The sequence below is a fragment of the Pseudomonas sp. BRM28 genome, assembly GCF_002939405.1.
Classification (GTDB): Bacteria; Pseudomonadota; Gammaproteobacteria; order Pseudomonadales; family Pseudomonadaceae; genus Aquipseudomonas; species Aquipseudomonas palmensis.
Map to the genome: position 1 here is coordinate 2,536,257 of NZ_PEFV01000001.1, position 17,905 is coordinate 2,554,161.

Consider the following 17,905-nt stretch of genomic DNA (forward strand, 5'->3'; position numbering starts at 1 on the left):
TCCTGATGCGGTTGTTGGCATTTTGTGAGGTGTCTGCAAAAGGAGTCGCGTAGCCGAGAGGAAAGTGACAACGCGTTTCGAAATTTTTTCCTGGCCTGATTTTCACGGCCAGAAGTCGATTGCTCTCAGGCCATCATTTCACTATATTGCGATTAATTCTTATTCACTGTTTGGCCTGGATATGCCGTCTGGCAACCTTATCGCGACCCTCTACAACGACCATCAACCCTGGCTCATCAGTTGGCTGCGCAAGCGCACCGGGTGTTCGCAGGCGGCGGCAGACTTCGCCCAGGACACCTTTGTTCGCGTGCTGCTCGCCGAGCGCCGTGAGCCCCGGGCGGCCATGCTCAATGAACCTCGGCATTTTCTGGTAACCATCGCCAAGCGGGTAATGATCGACAGTTTTCGCCGTCAGTCGGTGGAGCGTGCCTATCTGGAAGTGCTCGCCGCGCAGCCCGAGTCGTTCGAGATTTCTGCCGAAGAACAGCTTTCGTTGCTCCAGACACTTCTGGAGCTGGATCGCATGCTTGACGGCCTGGGCGTGAAGGCCAAAACAGCGTTCCTGTTGTCGCAAGTGCAAGGGCTGACCTACCCTCAAATCGCCGAGCACCTGCAGGTGTCCGCCAGCTCGGTAACCAAGTACATGGCCCGGGCCACCGAACGCTGCCTCCTGTACCTGGTGGACAATCCGTGGTGACCACCGACGCCCAGCGCCAAGCACTTCGCCATGCGGCGCAGTGGTTCGCGCAGCTGTGCGCGAACCCTGAAGACGCGGCGCTGCGCACGCAGTGGCAACGCTGGCACTGCCGGAGGGCGGAGCATGAATGGGCATGGCAGCAGTTGACCGAATTGCAGGCGCGCCTGGGCGGCATGCCGCAGCAGTTGGCCTGGAACGTCATGGAAAAGTCCACGCTGCGCGAAAGCGGCCCGAATCGCCGCACGCTACTCAAGGGGCTGTTGCTGGGCGCCGGCGCCAGTTCATTGGCATGGCAGGGATATGACGTTGCGCCCAGATGGATGGCCGACCTCAGAACGCGCACCGGAGAACAGCGCCAAGCGGCTCTTGCCGACGGCACCCTGCTGGTATTGGATACCGATACCGCGCTGGATGTACTGTTCAATGCCAGCACGCGCTTGCTGGTGCTTCGGGCGGGGGAGGTCCATGTAACCACCGGCAAGGACTCACGTCCGTTGCTGGTGCGCAGTGCACAGGGTGATCTGCGCGCATTGGGCACTCGCTTCGCCGTGCGCCAACTCGACGGGCTGACACGCCTCAGCGTCTACCAGCATGCCGTTGCGGTCCGTCCTGAGCAGGCTGAAGGCGAGGTCGTGATCGAGCAAGGGCAATCGGTGACACTTGATCGTCAGCGACTGTTTGCCACGCAGCCGTTGAAAAAAGGCGAAGAGGCCTGGGCTCAGGGGCGGCTGGTAGTGGAGGGCTGGAGGCTGGATACACTCATCAACGAGTTGCAGCGCTATTGCCCCGGCTATCTGGGCTGCGCCTCGGAGGTCAGCCACTTGCGGGTGTCGGGCTCGTATTCGCTTGGCAACATCGAGCTGACATTGAACACTATCGCCCGTTCGTTACCCATCCGAATCCAGCAGATTACCCGTTACTGGACGCGCATCCTGCCGGTTTGATGATTTACGACTTTCGAAGGCCGGTGGCTCAGACATCGGCTCGCACGGTCCGCTTTTGGCACCACTGCCGCTCGGCCAGCAACTCACCCACCGAGCGGCAACCCGTTTCACACGCCAGCTTCGCCTATTTCAACGGAACGTAGATATCCGTCTGCCATTGATCCTGCGGTGTTTCGGGAAACACGCTCAGGTAATGGAAGAACAACGGGTGATCGCGTAGCTCTTCGTTACTGGAGGGTAGCCAGTCGCGGTAAAGCGGGTAGATGGATTCTCCGATGTAGTCAGGCGACCCCGTATGGCGAATCACGGCGCAACGCCCTGCAGGGATGACCCGTTCATGCACGCCGAATTCGTTGGGCAGCACGGCCTCGTCTATCTCGCCGCAAATCGCGAACCTGAAGGCCTCTGCGGGCGTGGTATCGGGATTGTCATAGGGGATGCCAAACGAGCGGCTCACGGCTACTGGCGACTGACCGCTCTGCATGCGCCATTGACGAAAACGACTGACGCTTTGACTGACGAGGCCGGGCGCCCCGCAATGTTCAAGCGCCGCCACGCGGGTTTCGGCGAACGCTACGGTACGGATCTGCATGGTGATACTCCTGGAAAAGTGAGGGACAACGAAGACCGCATTCCAGACCTGCCAGCTCGGTGCCTTGGCGAACGCACTCGGCGCCATGCCAAAGGCGCGCCTGAACGCCCTTGAAAAGGCCTCGGGGCTTTCGAAGCCAGCACCCAGTGCTGTCTCCAGCACGGACTGACCCGGTGAACCGACCAGTTGATGCGCAGCGCGCCGAAGCCTCATCAACTGCACATACTGTGCAACCGGCACGCCTACATACGCCGTGAATTGCCGGTGAAAATGAAACACCGAGAAGTTGGCGACGCGGCTCAGTGCACTTACCGAGAGATCGCCCTCGAGGCAGGTATCGATATAGGCGAGTACGGCGTCGAACCGTTTTGCGTAGGCATGGCTGTTGCTTGAGTCGGTCACCGAACAAAACCTCCTGAAGATGCGGTGAGCAATAGCATCCGCCTTTGCCCCCTCGTCGTGCCTAGCCGGGTTTGCTCTGATAGGGGTTGCTGCCCCTATGCAAGCCGAGCCAGTTCCCGCGCCACCATCGCCGCCTGCTGTGCACTGGCAACATTGGTAAACCCCATTACCAGCCCGTGTCTGGGCGCACCTGCCAGGTACCACTGCGATAGCGGCTCCACCGCCAGCCCGGCGGCCCGTGCGCGCTTGGCCAGTTCTACATCGTCCACGCCGGGCAAACCGGCTACCAGGTGCATGCCGCCTGCCTGGGTATCGATCAGCAAACGCTCGCCCAACTGCTGCTGCAATGCCTCGATCAGCCATTGCCGGCGCCGGGCGTACAGATTGCGCATCTTGTTCAGGTGCCGCGCAAAGTGGCCTTCGTTGATAAACGCCGCCACGGTGGCCTGCAGCAGGTGAGGGCAGTGGTTGTGCAGCCGGTCGGCCTGGCGGGCGAAGGCCTCGCACTGCTGTGCCGGCACCACCAGGTAGGCCAGACGCAAGCCGGGGAACAGCACCTTGCTGAAGGTGCCGGTGTAGAGCACGCGGCCCTGCTGGTCGAGGCTCTTGAGGGCGGGCAGGGGCTTGCCGCGATAACGGTATTCGCTGTCGTAGTCGTCCTCGATGATCCAGCTGCCTTGCCGGTTGGCCCACGCCAGCAGCGCCAGCCGGCGCGGCAGCGACAGCGACACGCCCAGCGGGCTCTGGTGGGTGGGGGTGACCACGGCAAAGCGCGCATCCACCGCGCGGGCGATGCCCTGTTCCACATCCAGGCCCTGGTCGTCCACGCTGACGGGCACCAGCTGCGCGCCGGCTTCCTGCAGGGCGTTGCGGGCCATGAAGTAGCCGGGTTCCTCGAGCCAGCAGCGGTCGCCGGGCTGCATCAGCGTATGGCAAATCAGGTCGAGGCAGGCGCGATAGCCGGCGCACACGAACACCTGCTCGGGGCGGCAGGTGATGCCCCGCGAGATGCCCAGGTACGTGGCAATCGCCGCCCGTAGCGGTGCGTGGCCGCGTGGGTCCGGGTACACCAGGCTTTCCAGGCCGCCTTGACGCAGTTGCCGGCCGGCCAGCCGCGTCCACAGCTTGCGCGGGAAGGCGTCCAGGGCCGGCAGGCCCATCTGCAAGGGCAGTGGCAGCTCGCCGGAATGGGTGGTCGGGTAGGTGCTGGCGGATACGCCAGGGCCTAGCTGGGGTGGGGCAACCGGGGTCAGTTGCGGGGTGACCACCGTGCCGGCGGCGCCGCGCGCCATCAGGTAGCCTTCGCCGATCAACAACTGGTAGGCCGCCTCCACGGTGCCCCGCGCCAGGTTCAGCTCGGCGGCCAGGGCACGAACGGCCGGTACGCGATCACCTGGGCGCAGGCGGCCGTCGGCGATGGATTCGCGAAAGCGCTGGTAGAGCTGGCGATAGATCGGCGCCTGCTGGCTGCGGTCCAGTTCGAAGGAAAGCATCTTGGCCTAGTCGTTTATTCATTTTTCGGCCCTGTAGCTTAAGCCATTGCTTGCTTAAAGTGGGCGCTCTTGAAAAGCGGACGACGACCATGGCCTACACCCTTCAACACCTCGAAAGCCACGCAGCCTTTGAAGCCAGCTTTGAACTGATGCGTGTACTGCGCCCGCACCTCACTGACCTGGCCGACTATGTGGCGCAGCTGCAGCGCCAGGCCGCCCAAGGCTATCGCTTGCTGGCAGCATGGGAGGGTGAACAGGTGGTGGGCCTGGCAGGCTACCGTCCGCTGGAAAACCTGTTGTACGGGCGCTTCATCTATGTCGATGACCTGGTGGTAAGCCCCGACCTGCAACGCGGCGGCCTGGGCGCGCAGTTGCTGAGCGCCGTGCGTGACGAGGCGCTGCAGCGCGGTTGCGATCACTTCGTGCTGGATACCGGCCTGCACATGCCGCTGGCCCAGCGCTTCTATTTTCGCCAGGGGCTGCTGGCCCGTGGCATGCACTTCACCCAGAGCCTTAAGCCGGGGAGCCCGCAATGAACAACGTACTGCTGCTCAACGCCAGCCCGCAGGGGGCGGTGTCCCATGCCAATCAACTGGCGCTGGAGCTGGTCGCCACCTTGCGCCGGCGCCACCCCGAGCTGCAACTGATCGAGCGTGATCTGGGCGCGAGCCCGCTGCCCCCGCTCGATACCGATTACGCCCGCGCCCTGACCACCCGCACGCCATTCGACGCACCCACTTTCGCGGTGTCCGAGGCGTTGATCCAGGAACTGGAGCGCAGCGATGTGCTGCTGATTGCAACGCCCATGCACAACTTCATGCTGCCGGCCGCGCTCAAGCTGTGGATCGACTACGTGCTGCGCATTCACCGCACCTTCAGTGCCGGCCCGCAGGGCAAGGTCGGTTTGCTGCGCGACCGCCCGGTGTACGTACTGGTGGGCTCCGGTGGCATTCACCAGGGCGAGGCGGCGCGCCAACCGGACTTTCTCACGCCGTACCTGCGCCATGTACTCAACACCCTCGGGCTGTTCGACCTGCACTTCACCTACCTGCAGGGCCTGGTGGGCAGCGAGCAGGCGGTGCGTAGCGCAATCGACGCCGGCCGCGCGCGCCTGGCGCTGGAGCCCTTGTTCAACCCACAGGTTTGCGCCTGATCCCTTTCACTTCACTGGAGTTTCACCATGAGCCAACTCAGACTGCCGTTCGCTTCCCTGTCGCCTGAGGCCTACCAAGGCCTGCTCGCCACCAACAACGCACTGGCCGCCAGTTCCCTGGGCCTGCCATTGATCGAACTGGTGTACCTGCGCATTTCGCAGATCAACGGCTGCGCCTTCTGCCTGGGCAAGCATTCGCAAACCCTGCGTGACAGCGAGGTGGCGCAAGCCAAGCTCGATTGCCTGGCCGGCTGGCGCATCAGTGGGCTGTTCAACGAGCGCGAGCGCGCCGCACTGGCCTGGGCCGAGACGCTGACCCACGTCAGCGAAAAGGGCGCCCCCGATGCGTTGTACGAGCCCTTGAAAGCCCATTTTTCCGACGTCGAGATTTCCGACCTGACCTTGGCGGTGGCGTTGATGAATGCGTTCAACCGGCTGGCCATCGGCATGAACCTCTGAGCGCGTTCTACTGTTGTGGGTGCAAGCGCCGGCACGGCATCATGGCGGTTCATCAATCAGGACAACGCCATGGTCACCCCGACGCTTCATCTGATGTGCGGCAAGATCGCCTCCGGCAAGTCGACACTGGCCAAGGCCCTGGCAACCGAACACGCGGCGATCTTGCTGAGCGAGGATCACTGGCTCTCCAGGCTGTACCCGCAGCAGATCCACTCGGTGGCCGACTACGTGCGCCTTGCCCGCCAGGTGCGGGCGGTGATGGGGCCGCTGGTTACCGACATGCTCAGGGCGGGCACCAGCGTGGTGCTGGACTTTCCGGCCAACACGCCTGCCGATCGCCAATGGCTGCGCGCCCTGGCCGACGCCGCACAGGTGCCGCACTGCGTTCACTACATCGAGGCAAGCGATGAGACTTGCCGGGCCAGGCTGCACCTTCGCAACGGCCGCGCCGAGCATGAGTTCGCCGCGACCGACGCCGAGTTCGATCTGATCACCAGCCACTTTCGGGTGCCCGACCCCGAGGAGGGGGTCAAGATCAGCGTTCACCGGCTCTGACCCTCGGCGCGCGCAACTCAGTAGAGTTCGATCAACTGCCGGTCGATCGTGGCACCCGGCATCATCTGCAAAAGTCCGGTGCCCAGTTCGTCAGCCGCGGCTTGCAGTGCCTCCAGGGGCATTGCAGGCAGGCTTTCGAGGATGAACCACATCTGTTCTGCATCGGCGTCCAGGCGCGTTCGGGTTCCCTGGCGCCAGTTCCAGCGCCGACACGTCACACCCAGGTCGTCGCGCCAGATCACTTCACCCTTGTCGGGCGATTCGTTGGCGGCGCTGCCGTCCTTGATGGTGTCGAACAGCTCCGTACCGGTGGCAACGGTCAAATGCGGCACACCTATGTAGGCAGCGAAATTCTCGCCGCCGACCGGCACGGCGAACCTGAGGCTGATGGCGTTGTACAGGTCGACAATGGGGTCGATGCTCGGCAGCACGGCGTCGCGCAGCACGCGCTTGCGCAGTGCCTCGGCCGAGCACGGCGTGCGCTGCGGCTTGGCGCCGAACAGCCGGAAGGTGTGTGCCCATGCCGCAAGGTGCGCCTCTGCCCAGTCCGGGGCGCCGGCTGTGACCGCCTCACAGGCCTGCGTCAGGGCGTTGGTCGCCACCTCGGGCCGGGTGATCGGCGTGGCTTTGACGCAGATGCTCATGGCACGGAACCCAGGTGCTATCTCTGCAATCTGCGGGTCAAGAACAGGCACGACAAACGACATGTATTTCTCCAGAAGGCAGGGGGAGCAGAACAGGTGCGCATTCTTGAACGGTGAGCCTTATCAGATCCAATGATTAGGCCTCATGCCTTATCAGTTCTTCTTATCCTGCAGATGGGGTGGTGCACGCACCTGTGTATTGCACACGCTCGGCGGCTTGTATGATGTCGGCCGGTTTTGGGCTTTGCAGCAAGCCCTGTTCAACGGAGTGGCAGTTGCAATGATTGTGGTAGTCGAAGGTATCAGCGCCAGTGGCAAGACCACCTGGTGCACAAGTCACGCCGAGCAACAGTTGATTGCCGAAAACGGGCGTTTTGAGAACGAGCCCGATCGCGCGGCAGATCCGCTCGGGGCGGCTGCGTTCTGGGCCGAACGCAACGTCGATCGCTGGCAGGCGGCGCTGGCCATGGAGCAGCGCCATTCGCGGGCCGTATGCGACAGCGACCCGCTCAAGCTGCATTACATCTGGAGCCTTTGGCAGATCGGCGAGGCCAGTGAGCGCGACTGGCAGGTGGAACTGGACGCCACCCGCCAGACCTTCGCGCAAGGGCGCATCGGCTTTGCCGACGCCTACCTGGTTGCGCGCATCGACCCGCAGCTGGCACGGGAGCGGGCCCGGGCCGACAGCACGCGTCGGCGCAGCAGGTTCGAGCTGCACGTGCGCCTGCAGGAAGCAGTGCTGAACTGGTACGGCGCCATCGAGCATGTACTGCCCTGCAGGGTGCAATTCGGTTTGCCCGCGCAGTTGCCCACGTTGCAGCGCCTGGAAGGGCGCTATGCGCTGGAGGCCTTTGACCAGATGATCGCCTCGCTACCCAGGCCACGGCATGTTTGACGACTATCTCAAGCGCTGGCAACTGACTGTCGATGGCGAGCCGTTCGACTCGCTGAACGGCACCCTGCTGCCGGTGCGCCAGCAGGGCAGGCCAGCCATGCTGAAGATTTCGCACGTTGCCGAAGAACAGGCGGGGAGCCTGCTCATGGCGTGGTGGCAGGGCGAGGGGGCAGCGCCGGTACTGGCTCACGACGGTCAAGCCCTTCTTATGGTGCGCGCGCAAGGTACGGATGCACTGACGCAGATGGTCAAGGACGGGCACGACGAGCAGGCCACGCGCATTCTTTGCGCGGTTGCCGCCCGCCTGCATGCACCGCGCGCCACGCCCATGCCCGCCCTGGTGCCACTGGAGCAGTGGTTCGAGGGGTTGTGGCACGGGGCCGACAGGCACGGCGGTGTTCTGCTGCACTGCGCCAGCACCGCCCGCGAACTGCTGGCTGCGCCGCGCGATGTGGGGGTACTGCATGGCGACATCCACCACGGCAACGTGCTCGATTTCGGCGCAGCCGGCTGGCTCGCCATCGACCCCAAGGGGCTGTATGGCGAGCGGGGCTTCGATTACGCGAACATTTTCTGCAATCCCGATGGTGAGCAGGCGCTGGTACCGGGGCGCTTCGCGCACCGGGTCGAGATCGTCGCCAAGGCCAGCGGCATGGAACCTCGTCGGTTGTTGCAGTGGGTGCTCGCGTGGACGGGCCTGTCGGTCAGCTGGCTGCTCGAAGACCATCAACCGCCGGGCGGCACCCTTGAGGTGGCGAAACTGGCCGCAGCGGGGCTTGGTTATATGGAGTGACTGCGCTCCATGCGGGTCGATTGATGGAGCGCTGTCGCTCCGTTTGAAACCACAGGCGTGCAGGTGGGCTGCTGCTGGCCGACGATCGTGCGCGATGCATCAGCCAGATCGCGTTTGCAGGTTTTGCTGGCGCTGCGCGCCAGTTCGCGGGGCAAGGCCCGCTCCTACGCCCTCCGGGCAGAAGCCACAGGGCTGTAGGAGCCAGCATTGCTGGCGAACGAGCGCGAAGCGGTCGTAGAACCTGCGTGCGCGGTGCATCAGCCGGTTCGCGGGGCAAGGCCCGCTCCTACGCCCTCCGGGCAGAAGCCCCAGTGCTGTAGGAGCCAGCATTGCTGGCGAACGAGCGCGAAGCGGTCGCAAAACCTGCGTGTGCGGTGCATCAGCCAGATCGCGTTCGCAGGTTTTGCTGGCGCTGCGCGCCAGTTCGCGGGGCAAGGCCCGCTCCTACGCCCTCCGGGCAGAAGCCACACGGCTGTAGGAGCCAGCATTGCTGGCGAACGAGCGCGAAGCGGTCGCAGAACCTGCGTGCACGGTGCATCAGCCAGACCACCCGCAACCCTCGCGCCTAACCCTCGGCAGCCCCTTCCAGAATCCTCGGCCCCGGTCCATCCTGCCCCAGCGCATCCCCCGGGTTGCGCAACGGGCAATCATCCAGCGACAGGCAGCCACAACCGATGCAGTTGTCCAGGCTATCCCTCAATGCCTCCAGCGTCCGGATGCGCGCATTCAGGTTCTCGCGCCAGGCCGATGACATCTCACCCCACTGCGCCGCCGTCAATTTGCTGTTGGGCGGGTAGCGGCTCATCGCATGCTTGATCTCTTCCAGCGGAATCCCGGTGCGCTGCGCCACCTTGATGATCGCGATGCTGCGCAGCACCAACGCCGGAAATCGCCGCTGGTTGCCGGCATTGCGCGTGCTGGCGATCAACCCCTTGGACTCGTAGAAGTGCAAGGTGGAAATCGGCACGCCACTGCGCCTGGCCACCTCGCCGATGGTGAGCGAGCGCGCACCATCCATCGTCTTTTCTGCCGCCACGTGTGTTGACCTCAAGTTAAGTTGAGGTTTTATAGTCCGGCCCGATCTTTCCTGCAACCGCTTTGCCGTGCCGATGCCAGCCGTCGGCACGGGATGCGCTGTGCAGCGAACACACCACACCGATGAGCGGAGCAAAGATGGGCAAGAGGATGCTGTTGGGAGGGGGCGCCGCTGTTGTGTGCGTGCTGGCCGTCGTCATGCTGCTGACCAGAAAGGACTCGACGGCGCACGCCACTGCGGCGTGGCCGGTGACCAAGGTCGCGCTGGCCACCGTCACCTCGCGTGAGGCGCCCCGCCAGACCTTCGCCGCCGGCGAACTGGAAGCCGCCCACCAGGTGCAGGTGGCCGCAGAAACCACCGGGCGCATCACGCGCATCGCCTTCGAGTCGGGGCAAAGGGTCAAGGCCGGGCAACTGCTGGTGCAGCTCAACGATGCCCCCGAGCAGGCCGACCGGGTGCGCCTGAGCGCACAGCTGCGCAATGCCCGCACCCTGCATCAGCGCATCGGCAAGCTGCGCACCGCCAATGTCACTACCCAGGAGCAACTCGACAATGCCACCGCCGCCGTGCAGATGGCCGAGGGCGAACTGCAGCAGGTCGATGCACGGATTGCGCAGAAGGCGATCCGGGCCCCCTTTGCCGGCAAGCTGGGCATCCGTCGCGTGCATCAAGGCCAGTACCTGAATGCCGGTGACGCCGTGGCCAGCCTGGTGGACGCCACGCAACTGCGGGTGAACTTCTCGCTGGCCGAGCATGCCGCCCCGGGCTTGCAGGTGGGGCAGACCGCCGCCCTGGCGGTGGATGCACTGCCGCAAAAGGCCTTTGCGGCGCGTATCAACGCCATCGACCCGATGGTGGGCAAGGCGCGCGCAGTATGGGTGCAGGCCACCCTGGCCAACCCGGACGGGCAGTTGCAGGCCGGCATGTACGCCAGCGTGCAGCTCGCGGCGGCGCAGCCGACCCGGGTGATGGCCGTGCCGGAAACCGCCATCACCTACACCGCCTACGGCCAGACCGTGTTCATCGCCACCCACGACCCGGAACGCGGCCTGAGCGTGCACCGCGTGCAGGTGACCACCGGCGAGCGCTGGAAGGGCCAGGTGGAAGTCACCTCCGGGCTCAAGGCGGGCGACCGCGTGGTGGTCTCGGGCCAGCTCAAGCTCAGTGACGGCATGCAGGTGGAGCAGGTGGCCAATGACACGCTGCACAACGCCGACGGGGGCGACGCCTCATGAGGTTCACCGACAGTTTTGTGCGTCGCCCGGTGCTGGCCCTGGTGGTCAGCAGCCTGATCGTGCTGGCCGGCCTGTTCGCCCTGGGCAAGCTGCCCATCCGCCAGTATCCGTTACTGGAAACCGCCACCATTACCGTCAGCACCGAATACCCGGGTGCATCGGCCGAACTGATGCAGGGCTTCGTGACCCAGCCGATCACCCAGGCGGTGTCGTCGGTGGAAGGCATCGACTACCTGTCTTCGTCGTCGGTGCAGGGCCGCAGCCTGGTGACCCTGCGCATGGAGCTGAACCGCGACTCGACCCAGGCGCTGAGCGAGACCATGGCCAAGGTCAACCAGGTGCGCTACCGCCTGCCGGACAAGGCCTACGACCCGGTGGTCGAGCTGTCGGCCGGGGATTCCACCGCCGTGGCCTATGTGGGCTTTGCCAGCGACACGCTGTCGATTCCCGAACTCAGCGACTACCTGTCGCGGGTGGTCGAGCCGCAGCTTTCCGGCATCGACGGCGTGGCCAAGATCCAGACCTTCGGTGGCCAGACCCTGGCCATGCGCCTGTGGCTGGACAGCGAACGCATGGCCGGGCGCGGCGTGACCGCCGCCGAGGTGGCCGATGCCGTGCGCAGCAACAACTACCAGGCCACGCCCGGGCAGGTACGCGGCCAGTTCGTGCTGGCCGACATACGCATCGATACCGACCTGACCAGTGTCGAGGCCTTTCGCGACCTGGTGATTCGCAATGACGGCACGGCGCTGGTGCGCCTGCGCGATGTGGGCACGGTCGAACTGGGCGCCGCGGCCACCCAGACAAGCGCCACCATGGATGGCCGCCCGGCGGTGCACCTGGGCCTGTTCCCGACGCCTGCGGGCAACCCGCTGGTGATCGTCGACGGCATTCGCAAGCTGCTGCCGCAGATCCAGCAGACCCTGCCGCCAGGGGTCAACGTGGCGCTGGCCTACGAGACTGCACGCTTTATCGAGGCCTCGATCCAGGAAGTGCTGCACACGCTGGTCGAGGCGATCGTGATCGTGGTGCTGGTGATCTGGCTGTGCCTGGGCTCGTTGCGCAGCGTGGCCATCCCGGTGCTGGCGATCCCGCTGTCGATGCTCGGCGCGGCCGGGCTGATGCTGGCGTTCGGCTTCAGCCTCAACCTGCTGACCCTGCTGGCGATGGTGCTGGCCATCGGGCTGGTGGTGGACGACGCGATCGTGGTGGTGGAGAACGTGCACCGCCATATCGAGGAGGGCCAGACGCCGGTGGCCGCCGCGCTGGTCGGTGCCCGCGAGATCGCCGGGCCGGTGATCGCCATGACCCTCACGCTGGCCGCCGTGTATGCCCCCATCGGCCTGATCGGCGGGCTCACCGGCACGCTATTTCGCGAGTTCGCCCTGACCCTGGCCGGGGCGGTGATCGTCTCGGGGGTGGTGGCCCTGACCCTGTCGCCGGTGATGAGCTCGCTGCTGCTCAAGCCCGGCCAGCAGGAGGGGCGCATGGCCAGGCTTGCCGAGAAGGTGTTCGGCGGGCTGGCCAGCGCCTACGGGCGGGCACTGGCGCACTCGCTGTCGCGTCGCTGGGTCAGCGGCGGCGTCGCCTTGCTGGTGTGCCTGAGCCTGCCGTGGCTGTACCTGCAGCCGCAACGCGAGCTGGCGCCACCCGAAGACCAGGCCGCCGTGCTCACCGCCATCAAGTCGCCGCAGTACGCCAGCCTCGACTATGCCGAGCGCTTCGCCAGCAAGCTCGACCAGGTGATGCACAGCCTGCCTGAAACCACCGACACCTGGATCATCAACGGCACCGACGGGCCGGCCAGCAGCTTCGGCGGCATCAACCTCAGCCTGTGGCAGGCCCGCGAGCGCTCGGCCGATCAGGTCCAGGCCGACCTGCAGCAGGCCGTGAGCGAAGTGGAGGGCAGCAGCATCTTTGCCTTCCAGGTGGCCTCGCTGCCAGGCTCCAGCGGTGGCCTGCCGGTGCAGATGGTGCTGCGCAGCGCGCAGGACTACCCGGTGCTGTACCAGACCATGGAAACCCTCAAGCAGCGTGCCCGCGACAGCGGCCTGTTCGCGGTGGTGGACAGCGACCTGGACTACAACAACCCGGTGGTCAAGGTGACGGTCGACCGCGCCAAGGCCGCCAGCCTGGGCATCGGCATGCAGGCCCTCGGCGACTCCCTGGCCGTGCTGGTGGGCGAGCAGTACATCAACCGCTTCGCGCTGTATGGCCGCTCGTATGACGTGATCCCGCAGAGCACCCAGGATCAGCGCCTGACGCCCCAGGCGCTAGAGCGCCAGTATGTGCGCAGCGAAGCGGGGCAACTGGTGCCGTTGTCTGCCGTGGTGCGGCTGCAGATGACGGTCGAGCCCAACCGGCTGCTGCAGTTCGACCAGCAGAATGCGAGCACGCTGCAGGCCATCCCGGCACCGGGGGTTTCCCAGGGGCAGGCGGTGGCGTTTCTGCAGCAACTGGCCAGCGAACTGCCGCCGGAGTTCAGCCATGACTGGCAGTCCGAGTCGCGCCAGTACGTGCAGGAAGGCAATGCGCTGGTGCTGGCGTTTCTCGCCGCGATGGTGGTCATCTACCTGGTGCTCGCGGCCCAGTACGAAAGCCTGGTGGACCCGCTGATCATCCTGGTCACCGTGCCGCTGTCGATCTGCGGCGCACTGTTGCCGCTCGCACTGGGCTGGGCCACCCTGAATATCTACACGCAGATCGGGCTGGTGACCCTGATCGGGCTGATCAGCAAGCACGGCATTCTGATGGTGGAGTTCGCCAACGAGATCCAGCTGCGCGAGAACCTCGACCGTGCCGGGGCGATCATCCGCGCCGCGCAGATTCGCCTGCGCCCGGTACTGATGACCACCGCCGCGATGACCTTCGGCGTGATGCCGCTGCTGTTCGCCAGCGGCGCCGGTGCCAACAGCCGTTTCGGCCTGGGTGTGGTCATTGTCTGCGGCATGTTGATAGGCACGCTGTTCACCTTGTTCGTGCTGCCCACGGTGTATGCCTGGCTGGCCCGTGACCATCGCGTGCACAGCCCGCGCAAGCAGCAATTGGAGGAGGCCGAGCAGGGCCTTGCGCTTGGGCACAGGGAGGCAAGGCCATGAAGGGGTTCAGCCGTTATCCGCTGTTGCTGGGCGCCGTGGCGTTGCAGGCCGCCTGCAGCGTCGGGCCGCAGTATCACGCCCCCGAGGTGGCGCCCATTCATGTGGTCAGCCCGCAGGCGCAGGCCTTCGCTGCGACGCCGGTGCAGCCGACGTCAGCCTGGTGGACCTTTTTCGACGACCCGCAGCTGGAACGCCTGATCGCTAACGCCCTGGCCCACAACCACGCCATCGAGCAGGCGCATGCCAGCCTGTTGCTGGCCCGTGCCCATGTGGATGAACAGGCGCTGGAGCGCCTGCCGACGGTGACCAGCAGCGCGAGCTACCAGCGCAGCCTGGCGCAGCAGGCCAGGCAGGGGCAGCCGCCGGCCCGCAGCCTGTCCGAATCGTGGCGGGCGGGGCTGGACCTGCAGTGGGAGCTTGACCTGTTCGGCCGCCTCGATCACCTGGAGCGCGCCGCCCAATCCCGTGCGCAGGCCTCCGCGGCCGACCTGGAACAGGTGCAGTTGAGCATCGCGGCCCAGGTGGCCCAGGCCTACTTCGAGGCCCAGGGGCTACGCCAGCAAGGGCTGCTGGCCGAAGAAGCGGTGCGCAGCTGGCAGGAGACCGTGCAGTTGACCCAGGCGCAGTTGCACGCCGGCGCCGGCCTGCCCGAAGCGCTGGAGAGCGCGCAGAGCAACCTGCTGCTGGCGCAATCGACTGTGGCGCCACTGCGCAGCCAGTTGCAGCGGCGCCTGTACCGGCTGCAGGTGCTCACAGGCCAGCGCCCCGGCAGCTTTGCCATCGCGCTGGGTGACATGCCGCCGATGCCATTGGCGCGCCAGCTGCCACTGGGGGATGTGGATCAGCTGATCCGCAACCGGCCCGATGTGGTCCAGGCCGAACGGCTGCTGGCTGCCCGTGTGCAGGATGTGGGCGCTGCCACTGCCGACCTGTACCCACGTTTGAACCTGGGTGGGTTCATCGGCTTCTTTGCCTTGCGTGACGGCGACCTGGGCAGTGCGGCGCGGGCGTTCGAGCTGACGCCCGGCCTGACCTGGCCAGCGTTCAACCTGGGCTCGGTGCGGGCGCGCCTGCGCGGTACCCAGGCGCTGGCCCAGGGCGAGGCGGCGCACTTCGAACAGGTGCTGCTGGTGGCGGTGGAAGAGGTGGAGGGCGCAGTCACGCAGTTGGCCGAGCACCAGCGCCACCTGCTCGGCCTGGTGCAGGCGGCGCGGCATGGCGAGGCGGCGTTCGCCATCGCCCAGCAGCGCTATGGCGCAGGTTCGGGCAGCTACCTGGCGGTCAAGGACAGCCAGCGCGACCTGTTGCGCCTGCGCCAGGACATCGCGCGGGCACAGGCCGCCTCCTATGGCAACGCCGTGGACCTGTACAAGGCCCTGGCCTGGCGCGCGCCTGCCGGCAGGACGCTTAGCGCAAACACCCTGAACAACTGATGAGGACCGCTTCGTGGATACTGCAACTTCACTGCTGATGTTTCAGATGGTACTGGCCGCAGGGTTCACCCTGTGGTTGAGCATCGCCCTGGTCAACAACCTGCAGGCCTTTGCCAGTTCGGCGGCGGCCGTCGGGGGCACGCTGTCGATGGCGCCCCTGCGCCAGGCACCGGCGATCGACCTGCCCCTGTGCTCGCGGGCCATTCACTCGCCCGCTGTGCATAGGGCGGCATTGATGGTCGTCGTGCTGCTGCAGGCGGGGGCGGTGCTGGCCGCCTGGGCGGGCTGGTACCACCTGCTGCTGGGCAGCGGCCTGGACGCAGCCCGGCCCTGGTTGAACCTGGCGCTTAGCGCAGCCCTGGGCTTTCTTTTCGCCATGCTGCTCGGGGGGCTGTGGTTCGGCTACTGGATACGCCAGGAGGGCCTGCAGCTCACTCACCTGGCGCTGGTGGTGTGGGTGGTGCTGAGCTTCATGGTGTTCAACCTGCAGTGGGGCTAGTGCGCCGCTGTCACCCCAATCGGGCCACCCTCGCGTGGCCTTGATGCCCTATGGTTTGGCCAGCAGCCCGCGCAGCAGCAGTTCCAGTGCGCCGGTGCTGCGCGCCAGTCGCGCATCGCCGTCATCACCCTGGGCGATCCACACCGCAGCCTCGGCCAGGCTGCCGTAGACCAGCGAGGCCAGGGCCTGCGGGTCGGCCTCGGCCACCACGCCTTGTTCGATCAACCGTTCCAGCAGTGCCTGGATCGACGCGATGCAATGGCGTTGCGCGTCCGTCGAGGTGCCCCCCAGCACGGCTGGGGCATCGCGCAGCACGATGCGCTGGTAATCCGGCTCCAGCGCCATTTCCAGATAGGCCCGGCACCGCTGGCGAAAGCCTTCCCAGGGCGTGCGGGCAGTGTCGGAGAGCGCCTGCAGGCGTGCATCCAGCTCGGCGTCGATCGACGCCACCACGGCCGCCAGCAGCCCCTGCTTGTCGCCGAAGTGGTGATACAACGCGCCGCGGGTCAGCCCGGCCTGGGCGGTCAGGTCATCCATCGAGGTATCGGCATAGCCGCGTTCGCTGAACACGCTGCGGGCGGTGGCGAGCAAGGTGGCGCGGGTTTCTTCCATTTCGGCACGGGTGCGGCGAGCCATGGGCGTGTCTCCTTACATACGGTGCGTATGATTATTTACATTCGGTGCGTATGAATATACGCTTTTTATACATACATGCCGTATGTAACTTGTCGCGCCGCCGTGTCAGCGGCCAATTCACCGCCCTGGAGCATCAGATGGCCAACCCTTATCGAGACCTTTTTGCCGCGCCGGGCGCCCTGGGCTTTGCCTTGGCCGGGCTGCTGGCGCGTACCGCACTGCCGATGACAGGCATCGGCATCATCACCTTGCTGTCGCAATTGCGTGGCAGCTACGCACTGGCCGGGGCAGTGGCGGCGGTCTTCGTGCTGAGCTATGCGCTGTTGTCGCCACAGGTATCGCGCCTGGTGGATCGCCTCGGGCAACGCCGCGTGTTGCCTGCGGCCACCGCCATCAGCCTCCTCGGCCTGCTGCTGGTGCTGGCCAGCACCTGGCAACGGGCTGGCGACTGGGCGCTGTTCATCGGGGCGATGCTGGCAGGGTGCATGCCGAGCGTGTCGGCAATGGTGCGCGCGCGCTGGACGGCCCTGTACCGTGGCCAGCCGCAGTTGCAGACGGCGTATTCGCTGGAGACGGTGTTCGATGAGGTCAGCTTCATTGCCGGGCCGCCGCTGTCGGTGGGCCTGGCGGTGGTGGTACTGCCCCAGGCGGGCCTGCTTGCGGCCGCACTGTTGCTGGTGCTGGGTGTGTTCGCACTGGTCATCCAGCGCAGTACCGAGCCGCCGATCCAGCCCCGGGAAGCTGCCGGGGATCGTTCGGGCTCGGTGATCCGCCTGGCCAACGTGCGCCTGCTGACCCTGCTGATGGTGGCGATGGGCATGATCGTCGGCACCGTGGATATCGTCAGCGTGGCCTTTGCCGAGCAACGCGGCCAGCCGGCGGCTGCCAGCCTGGTGCTGTCGGCCTATGCCGTGGGGTCGTGCGTGGCGGGGCTGCTGTTCGGTGCGCTCAAGCTGCAGGTGCCCTTGCCGCGCCTGCTGTTGCTGGGTGGGCTGGCAACCGCTGCCACGACCCTGCCGCTGTTGCTGGTCGCCAGCCTGCCGGGCCTGGGTGTGGCGGTGCTGGTGGCGGGGCTGTTCTTTGCGCCGACCTTGATCGTGGCCATGACCCTGGTCGAGCGGCTGGTGCCCGAACATCGTCTGACCGAGGGCATGACCTGGCTGCTGGCCGGCTTGAACATCGGTGTGGCCGTGGGGGCGGCGGTATCGGGGCAGGTGGTGGATGGCAGCGGTGCCCGGGCCGGCTTCGGTGTGGCGCTGGTGGCCGGTGCCCTGGTGCTGCTGGTGGCTGTGTGGGCCCACCGGCGCCTGGTTGCACGGGCGGCGCCGCAGCCCGCCTGAA

General features: G+C 65.9%; 19 protein-coding genes. 13 read left to right on the top strand and 6 right to left on the bottom strand.

Annotated features, from left to right (window positions below):
* Positions 1-181 precede the first annotated feature (181 nt).
* Together CR917_RS12105 and CR917_RS12110 are read left to right on the top strand one after the other, a co-directional pair.
* Entirely contained in the window at positions 182-697 is a 516-nt protein-coding gene (locus CR917_RS12105; protein ID WP_043861406.1) for a sigma-70 family RNA polymerase sigma factor, read from the top strand.
* Entirely contained in the window at positions 694-1,641 is a 948-nt protein-coding gene (locus CR917_RS12110) for a FecR domain-containing protein (RefSeq protein ID WP_104573160.1), read from the top strand. The genes CR917_RS12105 and CR917_RS12110 overlap by 4 nt, the downstream gene beginning before the upstream one ends.
* A gap of 124 nt (positions 1,642-1,765) precedes the next feature.
* On the opposite strand, the gene CR917_RS12115 is transcribed toward CR917_RS12110, so the two are convergent.
* Positions 1,766-2,635, bottom strand: a complete 870-nt coding sequence (locus CR917_RS12115; RefSeq protein WP_104572338.1) for a GyrI-like domain-containing protein — start codon at positions 2,633-2,635, stop codon at positions 1,766-1,768.
* A gap of 95 nt (positions 2,636-2,730) precedes the next feature.
* The gene (locus CR917_RS12120) at positions 2,731-4,128 is read right to left on the bottom strand and encodes a PLP-dependent aminotransferase family protein (protein WP_104572339.1); all 1,398 of its coding nucleotides are present in this window, start codon (positions 4,126-4,128) and stop codon (positions 2,731-2,733) included.
* Positions 4,129-4,217: 89 nt separating this feature from the next.
* Here CR917_RS12120 and CR917_RS12125 point away from each other — a divergent pair, with 89 nt between their 5' ends.
* The 4 genes from CR917_RS12125 (at position 4,218) to CR917_RS12140 (ending at position 6,295) form a co-directional block, all read left to right on the top strand.
* Positions 4,218-4,664, top strand: a complete 447-nt coding sequence (locus tag CR917_RS12125) for a GNAT family N-acetyltransferase (protein ID WP_104572340.1) — start codon at positions 4,218-4,220, stop codon at positions 4,662-4,664.
* Positions 4,661-5,281 (top strand): FMN-dependent NADH-azoreductase, encoded by a 621-nt coding sequence (locus tag CR917_RS12130; protein ID WP_104572341.1) that lies wholly within the window; start codon positions 4,661-4,663, stop codon positions 5,279-5,281. The genes CR917_RS12125 and CR917_RS12130 overlap by 4 nt, the downstream gene beginning before the upstream one ends.
* Before the next feature lie 27 nt (positions 5,282-5,308).
* Positions 5,309-5,740: a carboxymuconolactone decarboxylase family protein gene (locus tag CR917_RS12135; RefSeq protein WP_043861401.1), complete on the top strand. Its 432-nt coding sequence runs from the start codon at positions 5,309-5,311 to the stop codon at positions 5,738-5,740.
* A 69-nt stretch (positions 5,741-5,809) separates the two neighbouring features.
* The gene (locus CR917_RS12140; protein ID WP_043861400.1) at positions 5,810-6,295 is read left to right on the top strand and encodes an ATP-binding protein; all 486 of its coding nucleotides are present in this window, start codon (positions 5,810-5,812) and stop codon (positions 6,293-6,295) included.
* A 17-nt stretch (positions 6,296-6,312) separates the two neighbouring features.
* Here CR917_RS12140 and CR917_RS12145 read toward each other — a convergent pair whose 3' ends face one another.
* Positions 6,313-7,002 carry a B3/4 domain-containing protein gene (locus CR917_RS12145; RefSeq protein ID WP_104572342.1) on the bottom strand — a complete coding sequence of 230 codons (690 nt, stop codon included), beginning with the start codon at positions 7,000-7,002 and terminating at the stop codon, positions 6,313-6,315.
* Between the two features lie 217 nt (positions 7,003-7,219).
* Here CR917_RS12145 and CR917_RS12150 point away from each other — a divergent pair, with 217 nt between their 5' ends.
* Positions 7,220-7,834, top strand: a complete 615-nt coding sequence (locus tag CR917_RS12150) for a hypothetical protein (RefSeq protein ID WP_104572343.1) — start codon at positions 7,220-7,222, stop codon at positions 7,832-7,834.
* Positions 7,827-8,627 (top strand): aminoglycoside phosphotransferase family protein, encoded by an 801-nt coding sequence (locus tag CR917_RS12155; protein ID WP_104572344.1) that lies wholly within the window; start codon positions 7,827-7,829, stop codon positions 8,625-8,627. The genes CR917_RS12150 and CR917_RS12155 overlap by 8 nt, the downstream gene beginning before the upstream one ends.
* Here CR917_RS12155 and CR917_RS27285 read toward each other — a convergent pair.
* Entirely contained in the window at positions 8,615-8,782 is a 168-nt protein-coding gene (locus tag CR917_RS27285; protein WP_158255587.1) for a hypothetical protein, read from the bottom strand. The two genes, CR917_RS12155 and CR917_RS27285, sit on opposite strands and share 13 nt — an antisense overlap.
* Positions 8,783-9,192: 410 nt before the next feature.
* A complete protein-coding gene (soxR, locus tag CR917_RS12160) occupies positions 9,193-9,645 on the bottom strand; it encodes a redox-sensitive transcriptional activator SoxR (RefSeq protein ID WP_054914623.1) in 453 nt (150 codons plus the stop codon).
* A gap of 155 nt (positions 9,646-9,800) precedes the next feature.
* Here soxR and CR917_RS12165 point away from each other — a divergent pair, with 155 nt between their 5' ends.
* The 4 genes from CR917_RS12165 to CR917_RS12180 are packed head-to-tail and all read left to right on the top strand — an operon-like array spanning position 9,801 to position 15,928.
* Positions 9,801-10,898, top strand: a complete 1,098-nt coding sequence (locus CR917_RS12165; RefSeq protein ID WP_104572345.1) for an efflux RND transporter periplasmic adaptor subunit — start codon at positions 9,801-9,803, stop codon at positions 10,896-10,898.
* On the top strand, positions 10,895-13,996 hold the full coding sequence (locus tag CR917_RS12170) for a MexW/MexI family multidrug efflux RND transporter permease subunit (protein ID WP_043861391.1): 3,102 nt from the start codon (positions 10,895-10,897) through the stop codon (positions 13,994-13,996). Before CR917_RS12165 ends, CR917_RS12170 begins: the two co-directional genes overlap by 4 nt.
* Complete coding sequence (locus CR917_RS12175; RefSeq protein ID WP_104572346.1) at positions 13,993-15,429, top strand: efflux transporter outer membrane subunit; 1,437 nt, start codon at positions 13,993-13,995, stop codon at positions 15,427-15,429. Before CR917_RS12170 ends, CR917_RS12175 begins: the two co-directional genes overlap by 4 nt.
* 13 nt (positions 15,430-15,442) lie before the next feature.
* Complete coding sequence (locus tag CR917_RS12180; protein WP_104572347.1) at positions 15,443-15,928, top strand: DUF2165 family protein; 486 nt, start codon at positions 15,443-15,445, stop codon at positions 15,926-15,928.
* 48 nt (positions 15,929-15,976) lie between these two features.
* Here CR917_RS12180 and CR917_RS12185 read toward each other — a convergent pair whose 3' ends face one another.
* Entirely contained in the window at positions 15,977-16,564 is a 588-nt protein-coding gene (locus tag CR917_RS12185) for a TetR/AcrR family transcriptional regulator (protein ID WP_104572348.1), read from the bottom strand.
* Between the two features lie 137 nt (positions 16,565-16,701).
* Between CR917_RS12185 and CR917_RS12190 the strand changes: the two genes are divergently transcribed.
* Entirely contained in the window at positions 16,702-17,904 is a 1,203-nt protein-coding gene (locus CR917_RS12190) for an MFS transporter (protein ID WP_104572349.1), read from the top strand.
* The last annotated feature ends 1 nt before the right edge of the window (position 17,905 follow it).

Coding starts and splice junctions, on each gene's coding strand:
- CR917_RS12105 (WP_043861406.1), top strand. CDS start 182: ATGCCGTCTGGCAACCTTATCGCGACCCTCTACAACGACCATCAACCC.
- CR917_RS12120 (WP_104572339.1), bottom strand. CDS start 4,128: ATGCTTTCCTTCGAACTGGACCGCAGCCAGCAGGCGCCGATCTATCGC.
- CR917_RS12125 (WP_104572340.1), top strand. CDS start 4,218: ATGGCCTACACCCTTCAACACCTCGAAAGCCACGCAGCCTTTGAAGCC.
- CR917_RS12130 (WP_104572341.1), top strand. CDS start 4,661: ATGAACAACGTACTGCTGCTCAACGCCAGCCCGCAGGGGGCGGTGTCC.
- CR917_RS12135 (WP_043861401.1), top strand. CDS start 5,309: ATGAGCCAACTCAGACTGCCGTTCGCTTCCCTGTCGCCTGAGGCCTAC.
- CR917_RS12140 (WP_043861400.1), top strand. CDS start 5,810: ATGGTCACCCCGACGCTTCATCTGATGTGCGGCAAGATCGCCTCCGGC.
- CR917_RS12145 (WP_104572342.1), bottom strand. CDS start 7,002: ATGTCGTTTGTCGTGCCTGTTCTTGACCCGCAGATTGCAGAGATAGCA.
- CR917_RS12150 (WP_104572343.1), top strand. CDS start 7,220: ATGATTGTGGTAGTCGAAGGTATCAGCGCCAGTGGCAAGACCACCTGG.
- CR917_RS12155 (WP_104572344.1), top strand. CDS start 7,827: ATGTTTGACGACTATCTCAAGCGCTGGCAACTGACTGTCGATGGCGAG.
- soxR (WP_054914623.1), bottom strand. CDS start 9,645: ATGGATGGTGCGCGCTCGCTCACCATCGGCGAGGTGGCCAGGCGCAGT.
- CR917_RS12165 (WP_104572345.1), top strand. CDS start 9,801: ATGGGCAAGAGGATGCTGTTGGGAGGGGGCGCCGCTGTTGTGTGCGTG.
- CR917_RS12170 (WP_043861391.1), top strand. CDS start 10,895: ATGAGGTTCACCGACAGTTTTGTGCGTCGCCCGGTGCTGGCCCTGGTG.
- CR917_RS12175 (WP_104572346.1), top strand. CDS start 13,993: ATGAAGGGGTTCAGCCGTTATCCGCTGTTGCTGGGCGCCGTGGCGTTG.
- CR917_RS12185 (WP_104572348.1), bottom strand. CDS start 16,564: ATGGCTCGCCGCACCCGTGCCGAAATGGAAGAAACCCGCGCCACCTTG.
- CR917_RS12190 (WP_104572349.1), top strand. CDS start 16,702: ATGGCCAACCCTTATCGAGACCTTTTTGCCGCGCCGGGCGCCCTGGGC.